Source organism: Okeania sp. SIO2B3 (assembly GCF_010672525.1).
GTDB lineage: Bacteria > Cyanobacteriota > Cyanobacteriia > Cyanobacteriales > Microcoleaceae > Okeania.
Window position 1 is genome coordinate 328,431 of sequence record NZ_JAAHGH010000005.1, and the last position, 16,471, is coordinate 344,901.

The following is a 16,471-nucleotide window of genomic DNA, read 5'->3' on the forward strand; positions in this document are numbered from 1 at the left end:
TGAAGAAGGAAGAAGGAAGAGGGAAGAAGTTAAATTTAATGAAGAAATTGAAAATATGAGTGTTTTTGAATCTTAATTAAGAGGATATCTAAAAAGTTGTTTAATACTGAATTTTGCCCCCCGAGCAAGCCAATTCTGGGGGGAACAAAAATCCATTAGCTGGTAAAATCCTCCAATTTTAGGGGATGCGCGGGGGCAAAGTTGTTTAATACTGAATTTTGCCCCCCGAGCAAGCCAATTCTGGGGGGAACAAAAATCCATTAGCTGGTAAAATCCTCCAATTTTAGGGGATGCGCGGGGGCTTTGATGTAGCAAATGAGACTTCTCAGACAACCTCTAATTCAATTTTGTGGAAGTATGTTAGACAAAGTACAAGTGAGAATAAAATTTATATGATTGATAACTGATAACTGAAATGACTATCACAAATACCAAATCATTATTACCTTTACCACCAGGAAACTTTGGTCTACCTTTTGTTGGTGAAACTATCAGTTTCTTAACAGATAATACATTTGCCGAAACAAGAGAAAAAAAGTACGGAAAAATCTACAAAAGTCATATTTTTGGCAGCCCCACAGTATTTTTAGCCGGAGCAGAAGCGAATAAATTTCTGTTTTCCAATGAAAATAAATATTTTACTGCCACTTGGCCAAAAAGCACCAGGATTTTATTAGGCCCTAACTCCTTATCTGTACAACAAGGTAGCCTTCATCAACAACGGCGTAGACTATTGGCCCAAGCTTTTCAACCTAGAGCTTTGGCAAATTATGCTCCCACAATGGAAACTATAACTGCTAGCTATCTAGAGAAATGGGCAAAAATGAATACCTTAACTTGGTATCCTCAAATTCGTGACTATACCTTTGATATTGCTAGTCGTTTATTTATTGGTAGTAATGGGGGTTCCCAAACAAAATTAGCCAGTTTATTTGAAGAGTGGGTCAAAGGCTTATTTTCCATTCCTCTATCACTTCCTTGGACAAGATTTGGAAAATCACTCCGTTGCCGGCAAAAATTACTGCAACATATCGAAGAAATTGTTTTGCAACGACAGCAACAGCAAAATTTGGGCGAGGATGCCTTGGGAATACTTTTGCAAGCGCGGGATGAAGATGGAAATGCTTTACCTTTAGATGAATTGAAAGACCAAATATTATTATTGCTGTTTGCTGGTCACGAGACATTAACTTCAGCGATCGCCTCTTTCTGTCTATTAATAACTCAAAACCCCAATGTACTTACCCGCGCTCGTGAAGAACAAAAACAATTTTCTCCCACGGAACCGCTAACTACAGAAAATCTCAAACAAATGACTTATCTAGAACAAGTTCTCAAAGAAGTATTGAGATTAATTCCACCCGTGGGGGGTGGGTTCCGACAAGTAATTCAAGATTGTGAATTTGGTGGATATTCCATTCCAAAAGGTTGGTTAATTCGGTATCAAATTGGTAAGACTCAACAGGATGAAACTCTCTACCCAGAACATAACAATTTTGACCCCGACCGTTTTGCTCCAGAAAATGCTGTAGATAAACAGAAAATATTTGGTTATATTCCCTTTGGTGGTGGGATGCGAGAATGTTTGGGTAAAGAATTTGCTCGCTTAGAAATGAAGATTTTTGCCGCCAAGTTGTTACGGGGTTATGAATGGGAGCTTCTACCAGAACAAGATTTAAGTCTAGTTGCAGTACCAACACCTAACCCCCGTGACGGTTTAAAAATAAAATTCTGGCATTTAGTATAGACCAGAAAAAGATTGAAACTATAGCGCTACACATTAAGGTGTTTGACATAAATAGAAGCTGAAAACCTTTTGTATTTGCCTGTTGCCTGTTGCCTGTTGCCTTGCGTTATAGGATTTAATCTTTATGTAGTAGGGAACAGGGAACATTGGTGTCACCCTGCATCGGTGACAGACGCACCTGGTAGCGCACTCAGTGTTAGGGAACAGCGGGAAAAACTTCGGGTCATCATCAGCACAAGTCCTAACCTATCTGTCTATTACTATTAATATTAGTTTTAATCAAAAATATAAGAGCCTAAACTTCCATAGGGAAGTTTAGGCTTTTTTTGAATTCTTCCAAATACATCTATAGCACTACAAGAATTGGTTAGGACATTTTTCAATCCTGTTCGCGGAGCATTTGCGCACCGAAAACCCTTTTACAGTTCACTATTCCCTGTTCCCTATTCCCTAGCGCGTAGCGCTATACCAAAAATTGGACAAGAAGTAGATTATTTAGCTAAGACATAAGCGATCGCCTCTTCCAAATCTTCTTGAGTTAAGCTAGTTAACATAAACACTTCTTGAACAGTTTTTCCTTGTCTAGCAATAAGTTTAAAACCACCTCGAATAGGTACTGAAACCTTTAACTTCATGTGGGGAATATGACTTCTGGACCTGCTGATAACTCCAGGAGTAACAGTTTCAATACCCTGACGTTGGGTTAGTTTCTCTAAAATAGGAATTAACCCTTCAATATGGGTAGAATGATTCCAAACCAAACGACCTTGAGATTTAGATGATTTCTTCATGGCACTTTCTCCATCTTTACATCTTCAGTCTACTTAAAGGGGGAGACTAGAGGCAAAAAAAAATGGCCCGATGCTTAACGAAGTCAGAAGTCCCCAAGTCAGAAGTCAGAAGTTATTTTTGTAACGGGGATTTGAATTCCGCATGAAGATGAAGAGAGAGAAAGGAGCGATCGCAACTTGACTTAAGCAAAAAGTCAAACTCCCTGGTTAATTTCCTAATATCATGTCCGGATAATTAGTTATAAAAAAAACTTTCTCCTTCAACTCCAGTTCTTCCTCTTCCTTCTTCCCTCCTGAGGAGGTCCTTCCCCTCCACCGGAGGGGGAGGGGCGAGGGGTGGGTTTACTCCTGAGGACTCCGTAGTCACTGTTCAACCGGACATGATATAACTCATATCTACTTTGGTTTTTTGTGCTATCCCGCAATATCTTTAGCCTATTTTTTGATTTTGAACAGGTAATGAACATTTTGAATAGGTAATGAACATTTTGAACAGGTAAGTGAACGGATAAGTGAACAAAAAAGTGAGCGATCGGGCTGGAATTTTTGTGGGATTATAATGAGGAAGCCAAACTAATTTATACAAGACTTACACATTAGGTAGGAAAAACTAGGATTTTAGATTGCTTTCCGTTCCGGACTGCTCCGCAAACCCTATCGGTCGCTTCGGAGCAAAATACCTTCTACTGTGTAAGTCCTATGTATATATCAAGTTTATTTAGGCTTCACAAAATTATAAAATTACATTATCAGGATATTTACTTATGATTCAACAAATCATGTATCATAATGAAGTATTAGCAATGATTATTCCGGCTGATTTTAGAGAGCCTGGAATTCATTTTTTCACCCCAGATAGCTATTCTCAACAGCTAGCTTATATGAGACACCCTAAAGGCAAAGAAATTCAACCTCATCGTCATAATATGGTAAGGAGGGAAGTTTTTTATACTCAAGAAGTTTTACTAATCAAAGAAGGAAAATTGCTAGTAGATTTTTACAATGACCAACAAGAATATCTTGAAAGCTACATTTTGAATAGAGGAGATGTTTTGTTATTAATCAAAGGTGGACACGGTTTCAAGATGTTAGAAGAAGTAGAAATGATTGAAGTCAAACAAGGTCCTTATGTAGGAAATATTGATAAAACCCGCTTTGAACGATTTGATAGTAGTCGAGAAAAAGTTCTAGTATAATACCAAAATCAGTTCAAGAATTAAGAATTAAGAATTAAGGATTTAGAATTACCGAATAATTAATAATTAAATAATTAAACAATTCGGGTTAAAAGCGTCCCCTGGAAAGGGGAAAAAATTTATTTTTTCCTGATTTTTCAAGCCTATCCCTAAAAGGGAGAGGTAATTATTAATTATCCATTAATGAACTCTCCTTGAAAAGAAGAGGATTGGGTTAAAAGGAATTTTTTTCTTCTCTTGGTCGATTGGATATGGTTAGGAAACCCATCCATCCCACCCTTCGGGAAGCTGCGCTAACGGCCGCTTTTTTCTCCATGAATGGAGAGGCTTTATACCTTAATTTTTCGGTAATTATAGACTGATTTCCTAAATTACTTAATCCGCTTTATACAAATATTTTAAATATTTTTAATATAGTTATATTAAAGCGGATTTCGTATGAATTAAAATTGTCAGGGTAAAGAAAAATGACAGAATTTATTCCTGTGAATGAACCTCTGCTAAATGGCAAGGAAAAACAATATTTGAATGAATGTATTGATACTGGTTGGATTTCTTCTGAAGGGTCTTTTGTTAAACAATTTGAACAAGCTTTTGCTAATCGTGTGGGGAGAAAATATGGTATTGCTGTTTGTAATGGTTCAATGGCAATTGATGCAGCAATTAGCGCTTTAGATATTGGTGAAGGAGATGAGGTTATTCTACCTACTTTTACTATTATTTCTTGTGCTGCGGCAATTGTTAGAGCAGGTGCAATTCCTGTTGTAGTAGATTGTGATTCTACTACTTGGAATATTGATATTAAGCAATTGGAAGCTAAAATTACTCCGCAAACTAAAGCTATTATGGTGGTTCATATTTATGGATTACCAGTAGATATGAATCCAGTATTAGAAATAGCTGTAAAATATGGTTTAAAAATTCTTGAAGATGCAGCAGAAATGCACGGACAAACTTATTTTGGTAAACCTTGTGGTAGTTTTGGAGAATTGAGTACTTTTAGTTTTTATCCTAATAAACACGTTACGACTGGTGAAGGAGGAATGATTGTTACTGATGATGAAATACTAGCTGAAAAATGTCGGTCTTTGAGAAATCTTTGTTTTCAACCACAACAACGTTTTATCCATGAAGAATTAGGTTGGAATTTACGCATGACTAATCTACAAGCAGCATTAGGTTTGGCACAATTAGAAAGGTTAGATGAATTTATCCAGCGTAAACGAAATATGGGTAAACTTTATACTGAACTTTTAGCAGATGTTTCTGAATTAGAATTACCTCTGACAAAAACGGAATATGCTGATAATATTTACTGGGTTTATGGGGTTGTACTCAAAGATTTTGTTCCTTTTGATGCCAAAGAAGCAATGAAAAAGTTGCGCGAACAAAAAATAGGTACTCGTCCTTTTTTCTGGTGTATGCACGAACAACCAGTATTTCAAAAAATGGGATTATTTAAGCAAGAATCTTGCCCCGTAGCTGAAAATATAGCAAGACGTGGATTTTATCTTCCTAGTGGTTTGGCTTTAAATAACCAACAAATACAAACAGTTGTAAAATCATTAAAAACAATTTTTGCTTAATTATATTAATAGGTGGTAGGTGATAGGTTTTATACCAATTTCAAAAAAGAATTATACAAAATGGAAAGGCGGAGATTTATGCTTAAATTTTAACCATTCAGTCGCTAGTTATCAGCCATAAACTTTCATCATTTATTGTATTTAGACGAGGAATTAAAATTAAGATTTAGCGAAAATTAAAAGCCTGGTGCCGCTACGCGAAACTTAAAAGTCAAAAGTATTGATTTGTAATTGTTTTAGGATTTTGTAACCAGTTATTTCCACCATCCTGCACTAGGAAAAAGATTTATCATTAGCTAACTTTAGCTATTTATGTTGATTTTAATTGCTGATAACCCAGTTCCTCTCTAGGAGGCAATCTGACCACTATATAGATGTTTGCGCAGCATTCCGCAGGAAATGCTTACTTAAAATTAGCTCTCTCCAATGGTAGAAGCTACCTCTTTATATAATTTCCCCTCCCTTTTTTTCTTCTCCCTTCTCCCTTCTCCCTTCTCCCTTCTACCTTCTACCTTCTACCTTCTACCTTCTACCTTCTACCTTCTACCTTCTCCCTTCTCCCTTCTTCCTTTCTCCCTTCTCCCTTCTACCTTCTACCTTCTACCTTCTTCCTTCTTTTATAAATGGATGACAAATTTATGATAATTATCAAAGAACAATTATCTTGGCTAATAATATTAGCAGGAATTATTTATTCCTTATATTTATTTTCTCAAGTCGCTTATGGTGCATTTTTTAATGGTGATTCTGGACTTAAAGCTTTATTAGCAAAACAATTAAGTAGTGGAAAATTACGTTTTGACTTAATTCCATCTGAAGAAAAATGGGTGAAAGAACTTTGGAATCAAGGGCTTTATCCCTATGAAAAACCGTTTGTTTTTTGTTTAAATAATCGCTACTATATTTCTTTCCCTTTTACTTTTTCTTTAATTACTGCGCCTTTGTATAAACTTTTTGGTTATAGAGGTTTATATCTAATTCCTTTAGTTTCTACCTGGACTGTTTGGATAACTTTTAATTTAATTTGTCAATCTTTGAACTTTAACATTATCAATACAAATCTAGGATTAATTGGCTTAATTTTTGCTTCAAATCTAACTTTATATAGTGCGATGTATTGGGAACATACATTAGCTATTGCACTTTGTTTTGCGGGAATGAGTTTTTTCTTTCTCCCTCAAATGTCTATATTTAATGTCATCATCACTGGATGTTTAGTTGGATTATCAGTTTGGGTTAGGTCTGAGTTTTTCGCTATGGTTGGCGCTTTGACAATAGTAGTTATTTTACAAGCATTTTATCAAAATAATTTGCTAGCAGTTTTAACAAATTCCAATAATTTCAACTGGAACAATATTTATCTGAATTTGCAACTCCCAATTGTTTACTTAATCAGTATGTTTTTGGTTGTCGGTGCTTTTTTAGTAACTAACAAAATTATTTATGGATATTTTTTAGGTCTTCATTCTCTGTTAGTGCTGGAAGAATTTTCCCTATCAAGAAGAATCGAAGAATTTAAAATAATTATTCAATTTTTAACTAAGTATTTAATAGAATATTTCTCTCTAAGCATTTTTCCTATCTTTTACATTCTGTTATTTGGCATAGAAAAATCTCCGGATTTATTGAATATTAATTTAATGATTGCTGCCCTTGTGTCAATAGGCATAATAATCACAGGATTTCAATTCATCAAAGGAGGTATAAGAGAACTAAAAAATCAAATAAAACGATGGTTTATTCCTTTGATAGCAACAATTTTATGGTTTTATTTCATGGGTAAAACAAGTGTAGAAGTGAATAATCAGATAACAATTATTTATTTGATATGTTTATTTTTTGTGGTAGGAGTATCTCTTTTAGTTGATATTGCACCTGATGAATTTACAGTTGGAGGAAAACAATGGGGACCAAGATATTTATTAATCCTTCTCCCCCTTATTTCTTTGATGATGATTGAACAATTACAATATTTTCAAAATTTATCATCAACCATATTCTATTATGTTGCTTTATTTACTGTTGTGACTTTTGTGGCTTTAGGTATATATAAAAACCTATATTTAGGAACAAAATACATAAATAAAAACAGTAAAGATATTGAGCCTACAATTCAATTTTTAGCTAAAAATACTGACCCTGTGGTTGCTGTTTCTCATCAACACGCAGCCCAAGCATTAGAATTTTCTTTACCATCAAAAACTTTATTATTTCGTGCTGAAGAAAGCAAGGATTTATTAAATTTAGCTCAAGCATTGTTACAGAAAAGCTTAGATAAATTCACTTACATTTGTTATCCCCATCGTGTCTGTCGTCCATTAACAGAAGCCACTGAAAAACTTCAATTTAGTCAAAATAATCAATTATTTCAGGTGAAGTTAAATAATTTAGGAACCCATGGTAAATATCCTATTTATCAAGGAGAAATTGTTGAAATAAGTTAATATAGCAATTCTCATATTGGTGAGGTACAAAATTCGTTTGTTTTAGGAAGTATTCAATAATGGATAATGGATCATGGATAATTGATAATTGATAATTGATAATTACCTTTCCCTAAAAGGAAAAGGATTGAATAAAAGGAAAATTAATTCATTTAAAGGAGAGGCTTGAAACCTTAATCATTCGGTAATTCGATAAACATTTGAGAAACTATATATACATTTTTTGGGAAATAGTAAATATGAAGTTTAAAGGGAACATAAAATAGGGGAAATATGGAAAGATATCTGTAGGGGCGAATGGCATTCGCCCTCCCTATATGTAGAGCCTCCCCTTCATTAATTGATAATTGATAATTGATAATTACCTTTCCCTAAAAGGAAAAGGATTGAATAAAAGGAAAATTAATTCATTGTTTCTCCTTTAAAAGAGAGGCTTGAAACCTTAATTATTCGGTAATTCTATAAATATTTGAGAAACTCTATATACATTTTTTGGGAAATAGTAAATATGAAGTTTAAAGAGAACATAAAACAGGAGAAATAGGGAAATAAATCTGTAGGGGCGAATGGCATTCGCCCTCCCTATATGTAGAGCCTCCCCTTCATTAATTGATAATGGATAATTACCTCTGGTTAAAACCCTTCTTGATTGAATATAAGGAAATATTATTTCTTCTCTTGGTCGATTGGATATGGTTAGGGAACCCATCCATCCCACCCTTCGGGAAGCTCCGCTTTTCATGTTGTGTAGCAAAACGACCGCTTTTTTTCCCTTAAAAGGGTCGGCTTTAAATCAGAATTATTTAATTATTAATTATTAATTATTAATTATTCGGTAAGTCCTGTCTATATTCGCAATTAAAATGCGCAACAACTCAAAGCAATTAAGTTTGTCAAAATAGTAAAAAAATCAAAAAAAATTATGTCTAATCAATTAGTTTGCACTGTTTTACCTACTTTCAATGAAAAAGATAATATTCGTCCTTTAATTGAAGGTTTAATAGCCAGCGTACCTCATCCTTATTTAATTTTAGTTGTAGATGATAATTCTCCAGATGGTACTTGGAAAATAGTAGAAGAAATTGCCGATAATTACTCTCTTTCTCCTCAAGACGACAGTTTTAAATCTGGTGTAGAATTAATTAAACGTATTGATGAAAAAGGTTTAACTTCAGCAATTCAAAGAGGAATAAATGAGGCGATCGCTACTTATGATGCTAAGATTATTACTTGGATGGATTGTGATTTATCTATGCCACCAGAAGATGTACCTAAATTAGTCAAAGTAATTAGAGAAGGGGATGCAGATGTGGCAGTAGGTTCTCGTTGGGTAAAGGATGGAAAAGATATTGCTCATGGTATGATGGCTCGTATCTTAAGCTGGATTATTAATAATTATGCAATGTTATTTCTGGGTAATCAAGTACATGATTATACCAGTGGTTTTATTGCAGCACGAAGTGAGGTATTAAAAAAAATTCCTTTAAAAGGTGATTATGGAGAATATTGTATTGATTTATTATGTCGTGCTTTCCGTTTAGGTTATCATTTAGTAGAAGTACCTTATGTTTGTGTACCTCGCACTACAGGAGAAAGTAAAACAGGGATTAATTTGTTAGATTATTTAGATAAAGGACGTGATTATGTAACAACAGTTTGGCGACTTTGGCGACAAAAAAATTGATGGGGAGATGGGGAGATGGGGAGATGGGGAGATGGAGGGATTTTTATATTAGACATCTCCAAAAATCAAAAAGACAATCAATACTTATCCAGAAATTATCAATTATTCCCCTCCTGGAAGGGGGAGGGGCGAGGGGTGGGTTCCCTGTTCCCTGTTCCCTGTTCCCTGTTCCCTCTTTTCTGGAGATGTCTATTTGCACAATTAAATATATTTCATATTAATATTTTCTAACGACAAAGAATTAGCCCTGCTCTTTCATATAGAATCAGGTTATAGTATATGTTGATAATTCTATAATTACTTCAATATTTAATCTCCCCCACTCCCAACTATACAATAACTATTAACTGATAACTGAAATGACCAAACCCAAATTTTTTTCTCTTTTAAAATTAGATGAAATTATCGGTTTAGATTTACGCTCCCTTGCCATATTTCGGATTGGTTTAGCGTTAATGACTCTTACGGATATAATTATTCGTGCTCAAGCTTTAAATGCTCATTATACTGATAGTGGAATTTTACCACGTTCTGTTCTAATTGATATGCTCAATCCTTGGTATTGGTCAATTAATTTAATTAGTGGTCATCCCTTCATACAAGGATTAATATTTGCCGTAGCTATATTCTTTGCTTTAGCTATGTTATTGGGTTATCGTACCAGACTAGCAACTATTGCTACTTGGGCATTAATAATCTCTCTAAATAATCGTAATCCCGCATTAATTTTTGCGGCAGATCATGTGTTGCGGGCAATGCTTTTTTGGTCAATGTTTTTACCATTAGGTGCTTGTTATTCAATAGATAGTGCCCTTAATTCTTCCAGTAATTCTTTACCTAAAAAAGTATGTAGTGGAGCAACTTTAGCTTTTTTAATTCAACTTTGTTATATCTATATTTGGTCAGCAGCTTTTAAAACCAAAAGTGACATTTGGTGGCCTGATGGAGACGCTGTTTATTACTCATTAAGTTTTGACCAATATTCCACAGCATTTGGTCAATTTTTATTGAGTTTTCCTCAAGAAATTTTAAAATTACTGACTATTTCTGCACTTATTTTTGAGTGGATTGGTCCGTTAATCATATTTATCCCTGTTCGGAATGCTTTATTTCGTTGTATAGCAATTGTTTCTTTTGTCTTATTACATATTGGTTTTGAACTATGTTTTCACATCGGCATTTTAAGTTATCTATGTATCTGTATGTGGTTAGCATTAATACCTAGTGTAATTTGGGATAAAGCCGAACAAAAAATAGAAAATCAACAACGTCAAGGATTAACTATCTATTACGATGCTGATTGTGGTTTTTGTAAAAAGGTAGTTTATTTATTGCGTACCTTCTTAATTTTGCCGAAAACCCCTGTATTAAAGGCACAAGATTATCCATCTATTTATGAAGATATGTTAGCCGAAAATTCTTGGGTAGTAGAAGATTGGCAAAAAAATCGTTACTTCAAATGGGAAGGAATAATTTATGTAGTGAGTTTATCTCCTTTATTTAGTTTTCTTGTACCTATCTTAAAATGGCAACCTTTAAAATCTTTAGGTACTAAAATTTATGAAACAATTGCTTCTAATCGTAAATTTGCAGGCAAGTTTACTGCACCTTTAAAATTTCGACCAATTGAAGTTTGCCCTTCCTTAATTTTCAACTTTATTACTGTTACTTTACTTCTACTTACTACGATGTGGAATTTTAGAAGTTTTGTCAAACAAACCTATGCTTGGCGTCAAGAACAGAAAAATGATTGGATTACAGCTAGTCATAAACTACTAAATAGACGAACTCTTCAATATATTCATCCTATTGGTTACATGACTCGTTTAGATCAAACATGGAGTATTTTTGCTCCGGCACCCCCCAGAGATGATGGTTGGCACGTTATTGAAGGTAAATTAAAAGATGGAAGTACAGTTAATGTTTTAGCAGAAGAACAACCAATTAGTTGGGATAAACCAAATATTAAACAGCGTCAAGAATTTTATGAAACAATTCAATGGCGAGTTTATTTGATAACTCTTAATCGTGCAATTGGCAAAAAATTATATCCTCATTATGCAGCTTATCTTTGTCGTCAATGGAATTCTACTCATCAAGGTAAAAAACAATTAGATGGTTTAATTATTTACTATATGGATGAAAGAACTGTACCTCCTAATGAAATACAAACAGTTGAAAAAACAGTTCATTATGAAAAATCTTGTTCAGATAAGAGCGAATAGTTAATACCAGTAGCAGATGTTCAAATAGATTTGAATTATCCTCGTAGTCAAGATTTCCGAATGTGGCAATTATGTAATGAATATTGTCGCTAAATTTCTAATTATTTGGAAATGGCAGTATTAGATTATTAAGGTCATTTCAGTTATCAGTTATCAGTAACTCCAGCTGAAGTTATACCAAGGAGCGATCGCAACTTTACTTGACCAAAAAGTCAAACTCCCTGTTTACTTTCTTGCGGAATGCTGGGCAAACAAGGAAGCATTATTAGGACTTACGCAGATACGCTATATATAGTACTTGTAACTATTGTCCAATAGTTACTGGACTCTATAGATAGTGTCTTTGCGTAAGTCCTGATTATATTTGGACAAGTTGTTTACTCTTGACTAGAATTTAGATTTACACTTGGACCTTGACTGGGACTAACTCATATCTACTTGATGCAGGTTTTCCGTGTTATCCCCTAATGTTTTTGGCCTATTTTTTGATTTTGAACAGGTAATGAACATTTTGAACAGGTAAGTGAACACTTTTAATCAGTAAATGAACGGATAGGTGAACAAAAAGGTGAACGATCGAGCTGGGATTTTTGTGTGATTATAATTAGTAAGCCAAACAAATTTATACAAGACTTACCCATGAGGTAGGAAAAACTAGGATTTTAGATTACTTTCCGTTCCGGACTGCTCCGCAAACCCTGTCGGTAGCTTCGGACGAAAATACGTTGTACTGACTAAGTTCTATGTATATATAAAGTTTATTGAGGCTTCACAAAATTCTGAAATTACATTCTAAGGAATAAAATGAAAAATTCTGCCTTAAAAACACTAACAAGCGCTTCAATATTATCAATAGCTGTTGCTGGAATTAGTCTTCCTGCTTGGAGTTTTCAACTTAAAATTCAACCTCCAGAGGAGTTAGAGCTTGATGGAATGGATATTTTGGAAGGTCAGTTCAATTTAACAGGTGCTACTGGGTATTCATTTGATAATCCCGATGGTATGGAATTTCCCGACCTACCTGTAGTACATGACGCAACTATTGGGGATAATTCTGCTCATCTTCTCTTGGATGATGTACCAGATGACATTGAGGTACTTAAGCTAAGTGGTTTTTTCAATGCCACTAACCCCGATAAACCAAACGCTCACTTCAATATAATTGTTGCTGGTATCGAACCAGGTGGTCCTGGGGAGTTCACCTTTTTCTTGCCAACCAGCACTGACATAGCAGCTAACGTGATTATTGATGTTGCAGATACTAAAGCTTTAGCAGATAACAAAAATTACTTTGTTGATGGTGGTGGTTTTGACTGGATGCCTGAAGTTATCACTAATGACCTCCCTCAAGCTGGTGAAGGAGTTACAATAGGTGATTGGTTTATAGGTATAGGGTCAAACCAAACTCTCCTTGACCCCACGATGGGTTTCAATGTACCCAATGCTATGTTTCAACCTCATGGTACTCAAACAACTATACCTGAACCCAGTTCCACTATTGGTTTATTAGCTTTGACTACTTTAGGTTTGGGTTCAGCATTGAAACGCAAAATCAAAAAGTAGAAACCAACTAACAATACAACTATTAATGTCTAGTTTCTTTTGAATCTAAATTTCAATAGCAAATCTAACCAATTAAATTACAAAACATTCCATCCTAAAAATCAGATAAACCCCTTAGTCAATTGACTAGAGGGGCTTTTTTCATCATGGTTGTGCATTGTCATTATTTTTGTTACCAGAACAGTGGGAGCATCTTGCTCCCGTACCAGACATTCCTTGCTGTTGTATACCATTACTATGCAATACTACTTAAATTAAAATTATCATCTAAGTCAAATTAATCACTAAGTCATCAAACACTTCAGAAAATTTACTGAAAAATTTCCTGTGATAAAATTGATCTTATATCTTTATTTTCCGGATAAGTCTATTGAAACAACGGACTAATAGAAATAAAAAATCAACAGAACAGTTTGCAATGAACAGAGCTAAACTTTTAACAACTCTAGTAGCAACTACTACTATCTTATTTGCCGCAACAGGAAACGCTCAAGCTATTACTTTCTCTGGAAAATCATCTGGATCTTGGGGTTTACCCGTTGTATCTACTGGTACAGAATATCTCTCAGATGAAAACGGTGGGACAAATAACAGATTAACTTGGGGAATTCCTGCCACTACATCGTTCACAAATTATGTTCAGTATGATGGCTTAAGTTTCAGCACGGATGTAAATACTTTATTTGCTGTTGGTGATTTAACCTATCGTAATGGCGCTACTTACTATGGTTTTAATGGAGACTTTCCTCTAGAGGTTGAACTGTCTTTTACTAATCCTTTCAACAACGCAGAAAACTTCAACTACACCTTCAATATTTTCAATACTCCTAACATTTACAACGACCCAGTTTTAGATGGAGATATACTTCTTTTTACTGCTAATGGTCTAACAAATGATTCTTTTAACTTTGCTGGAGTAGATTACACCTTGAAATTAGCTGGTTTTTCTAGTGACGGTGGTAATACTTTTCTCAGTGAGTTTAACTCTCCAGAACATTCAGTAGCAAATGCAATATTATATGCTGAGATTATTAAGGTTGATGTTCCCGAACCCACAGCAATAATTGCTCTGGGTTTATTTGGTATTTACTTAACAGGTTCATTAAATATCTCTAGAAAAGGGAGGAGGGTTCAATAATTAATAATTAATAATTAATAATTAATAATTACCTCTCCTTTAAAACGGATAGGATTGACTCAAAGGAAAATTTTTCTTTATTATCTCCTAAAAAGGGGAGACTTTAAACCACAATTATTCGGTAAGTATTATTGCAATGGAGTAGCACACCTAAAACTGTGTAATAGATTGTTGCTTCTAGGTGTCTCGATCTCTCCCACTCCCCCACTCCCCCGCTCCCCCGCTCCCCTACTTCCCCTCCTGGGAGGGGCGAGGGGTGGGTTAACTTCTGACTTCTGACTTCTGACTTCTGACTTCGTTAACGCTTCACCAACTTCTTACTTACCTTCCGCAACCGCACCGACTCAGGAGTAATTTCCACCAACTCATCTGGTCCGATATATTCCAAAGCTCGCTCCAAACTCATATCCACAGGCGTTTGTAACTGCACCAATTCATCCCCAGTTGCAGAACGATGGTTAGTCAACTGCTTAGTTTTACACACATTCAAATCCAAATCTTGAGGACGGTTATGCTCTCCTACAACCATACCCTTATAAACCTTCGTACCAGGAGTAATAAAAAATACTCCACGGTCTTCAGCATTTTTCAACGCATAAAAAGTCGCCACACCTTCCTCAAATACTATAATCACTCCATTACGTCGCGCCTCAATTTCACCAATAAACGGACGATAATCTAAGAAACTGTGGTTCATAATACCTTCCCCACGAGTCAGACGCATAAACTCACCCCGGAAACCAATCAAACCACGAGCAGGAACAGAAAAATCTAACTGAGTCCGACCATTTGTACCCACCTGCATATTCTGCATTTCACCTTTGCGCTGACCTATTCTTTCAATGCAACCACCAACAGCATCTTCAGGAACATCCATTACTAAAAGTTCAAATGGTTCGCATGGTTGACCATTGACTTCCCGGTAAATAACTTGAGGTTGGGAAACTTGAAACTCATAACCTTCTCGACGCATAGTTTCAATCAAAATACCTAAGTGCAGTTCCCCACGACCAGAAACAGAAAATTTCTCTGGAGAGTCAGTTTCCTCTACTCGCAATGCAACATTAGTTTCTAACTCTCGCATCAAGCGATCGCGTACTTGCCGAGAAGTTACAAATTTTCCTTCTTTACCAGCAAATGGAGAGTCATTTACAGAGAAAGTCATTTGGAGAGTAGGTTCATCTACTTTAATTAAAGGTAGTGCTTGAGGTTCGTTAGGACAAGTAATAGTTTCACCAATATTAGCATCACTAAATCCAGCAACTGCCACAAGATTACCAGCAGCAGCTTCTGCAATGTCAATGCGTGCCAGACCTTCAAACCCCATTAGTTTAGAAATTTTTGATTTGACAACAGTCCCATCTTCCTTAACAATTGCTGCTTGTTGCCCAGACCTAATCACACCATTGTGAATCCTACCTACAACTATTCTGCCCAAATATTCTGAATAGTCGAGAGTTGTCACCTGTAACTGTAGAGGTTTTTCAGGGTCTCCCACTGGTGGTGGAACGTGATCTAAAATAGCATCGAAGAGACACTGCATATCTGTTGACTCTACATCAAGTTCTTTTTTGGCGTAACCTGCCAAACCAGAGGCAAACAGATAGGGAAAATCACATTGGTCATCATCTGCTCCCAGTTCTATAAATAGGTCTAGAACTTTATCCACGGCAGCGTGGGGGTCAGCTCGGGGACGGTCAATTTTGTTAACAATAACTATTGGCCGTAATCCTTTTTCCAGAGCTTTTTTAAGGACGAAGCGAGTTTGAGGCATGGGGCCTTCATTAGCATCAACAATTAGTAAACAACCGTCCACCATACCCAGTACTCGTTCTACTTCTCCTCCAAAGTCAGCGTGACCGGGGGTATCGACAATATTGATGAGAGTATCCTTGTATCTTACGGCAGTATTTTTGGAAAGAATTGTAATCCCACGTTCCCTTTCCAAGTCGTTGGAGTCCATTACACAATCAGGAACCTCTTCCCCTTCGCGGAAGATACCGGATTGTTTGAGGAGTGAGTCAACTAGGGTTGTTTTGCCATGGTCAACGTGGGCGATGATGGCTACGTTGCGAATAGGAAGAGACATAAGAAGTT

General features: G+C 35.5%; 10 protein-coding genes. 8 read left to right on the plus strand and 2 right to left on the minus strand.

Features of this window, described 5'->3' with window-relative positions; genetic code table 11:
* Positions 1–415 precede the first annotated feature (415 nt).
* A complete protein-coding gene (locus tag F6K15_RS07020) occupies positions 416–1,747 on the plus strand; it encodes a cytochrome P450 (RefSeq protein ID WP_293058846.1) in 1,332 nt (443 codons plus the stop codon).
* A 491-nt stretch (positions 1,748–2,238) separates the two neighbouring features.
* Here F6K15_RS07020 and F6K15_RS07025 read toward each other — a convergent pair whose 3' ends face one another.
* The gene (locus F6K15_RS07025) at positions 2,239–2,538 is read right to left on the minus strand and encodes a DUF2103 domain-containing protein (RefSeq protein ID WP_293058849.1); all 300 of its coding nucleotides are present in this window, start codon (positions 2,536–2,538) and stop codon (positions 2,239–2,241) included.
* Positions 2,539–3,302: 764 nt separating this feature from the next.
* Here F6K15_RS07025 and F6K15_RS07030 point away from each other — a divergent pair.
* The 7 genes from F6K15_RS07030 (at position 3,303) to F6K15_RS07060 (ending at position 14,374) form a co-directional block, all read left to right on the plus strand.
* Entirely contained in the window at positions 3,303–3,734 is a 432-nt protein-coding gene (locus F6K15_RS07030; RefSeq protein WP_293058852.1) for a hypothetical protein, read from the plus strand.
* 467 nt (positions 3,735–4,201) lie between these two features.
* Positions 4,202–5,320, plus strand: coding sequence for a DegT/DnrJ/EryC1/StrS aminotransferase family protein (locus F6K15_RS07035; RefSeq protein ID WP_293058855.1), 1,119 nt, complete (start codon positions 4,202–4,204; stop codon positions 5,318–5,320).
* A gap of 638 nt (positions 5,321–5,958) precedes the next feature.
* Positions 5,959–7,764, plus strand: coding sequence for an LA_3751/LA_3752 family putative glycosyltransferase (locus F6K15_RS07040; protein ID WP_293058857.1), 1,806 nt, complete (start codon positions 5,959–5,961; stop codon positions 7,762–7,764).
* Between the two features lie 922 nt (positions 7,765–8,686).
* The gene (locus tag F6K15_RS07045; protein WP_293058861.1) at positions 8,687–9,448 is read left to right on the plus strand and encodes a polyprenol monophosphomannose synthase; all 762 of its coding nucleotides are present in this window, start codon (positions 8,687–8,689) and stop codon (positions 9,446–9,448) included.
* Positions 9,449–9,807: 359 nt separating this feature from the next.
* Complete coding sequence (locus F6K15_RS07050) at positions 9,808–11,673, plus strand: hypothetical protein (protein ID WP_293058864.1); 1,866 nt, start codon at positions 9,808–9,810, stop codon at positions 11,671–11,673.
* 804 nt (positions 11,674–12,477) lie between these two features.
* Positions 12,478–13,236: a PEP-CTERM sorting domain-containing protein gene (locus F6K15_RS07055; RefSeq protein WP_293058867.1), complete on the plus strand. Its 759-nt coding sequence runs from the start codon at positions 12,478–12,480 to the stop codon at positions 13,234–13,236.
* Positions 13,237–13,654: 418 nt separating this feature from the next.
* Positions 13,655–14,374 (plus strand): choice-of-anchor K domain-containing protein, encoded by a 720-nt coding sequence (locus F6K15_RS07060; protein WP_293058870.1) that lies wholly within the window; start codon positions 13,655–13,657, stop codon positions 14,372–14,374.
* A 298-nt stretch (positions 14,375–14,672) separates the two neighbouring features.
* Here the strand turns inward: F6K15_RS07060 and typA are convergent, their stop codons facing one another.
* On the minus strand, positions 14,673–16,463 hold the full coding sequence (typA, locus tag F6K15_RS07065; RefSeq protein WP_293058873.1) for a translational GTPase TypA: 1,791 nt from the start codon (positions 16,461–16,463) through the stop codon (positions 14,673–14,675).
* Positions 16,464–16,471: the final 8 nt, after the last annotated feature.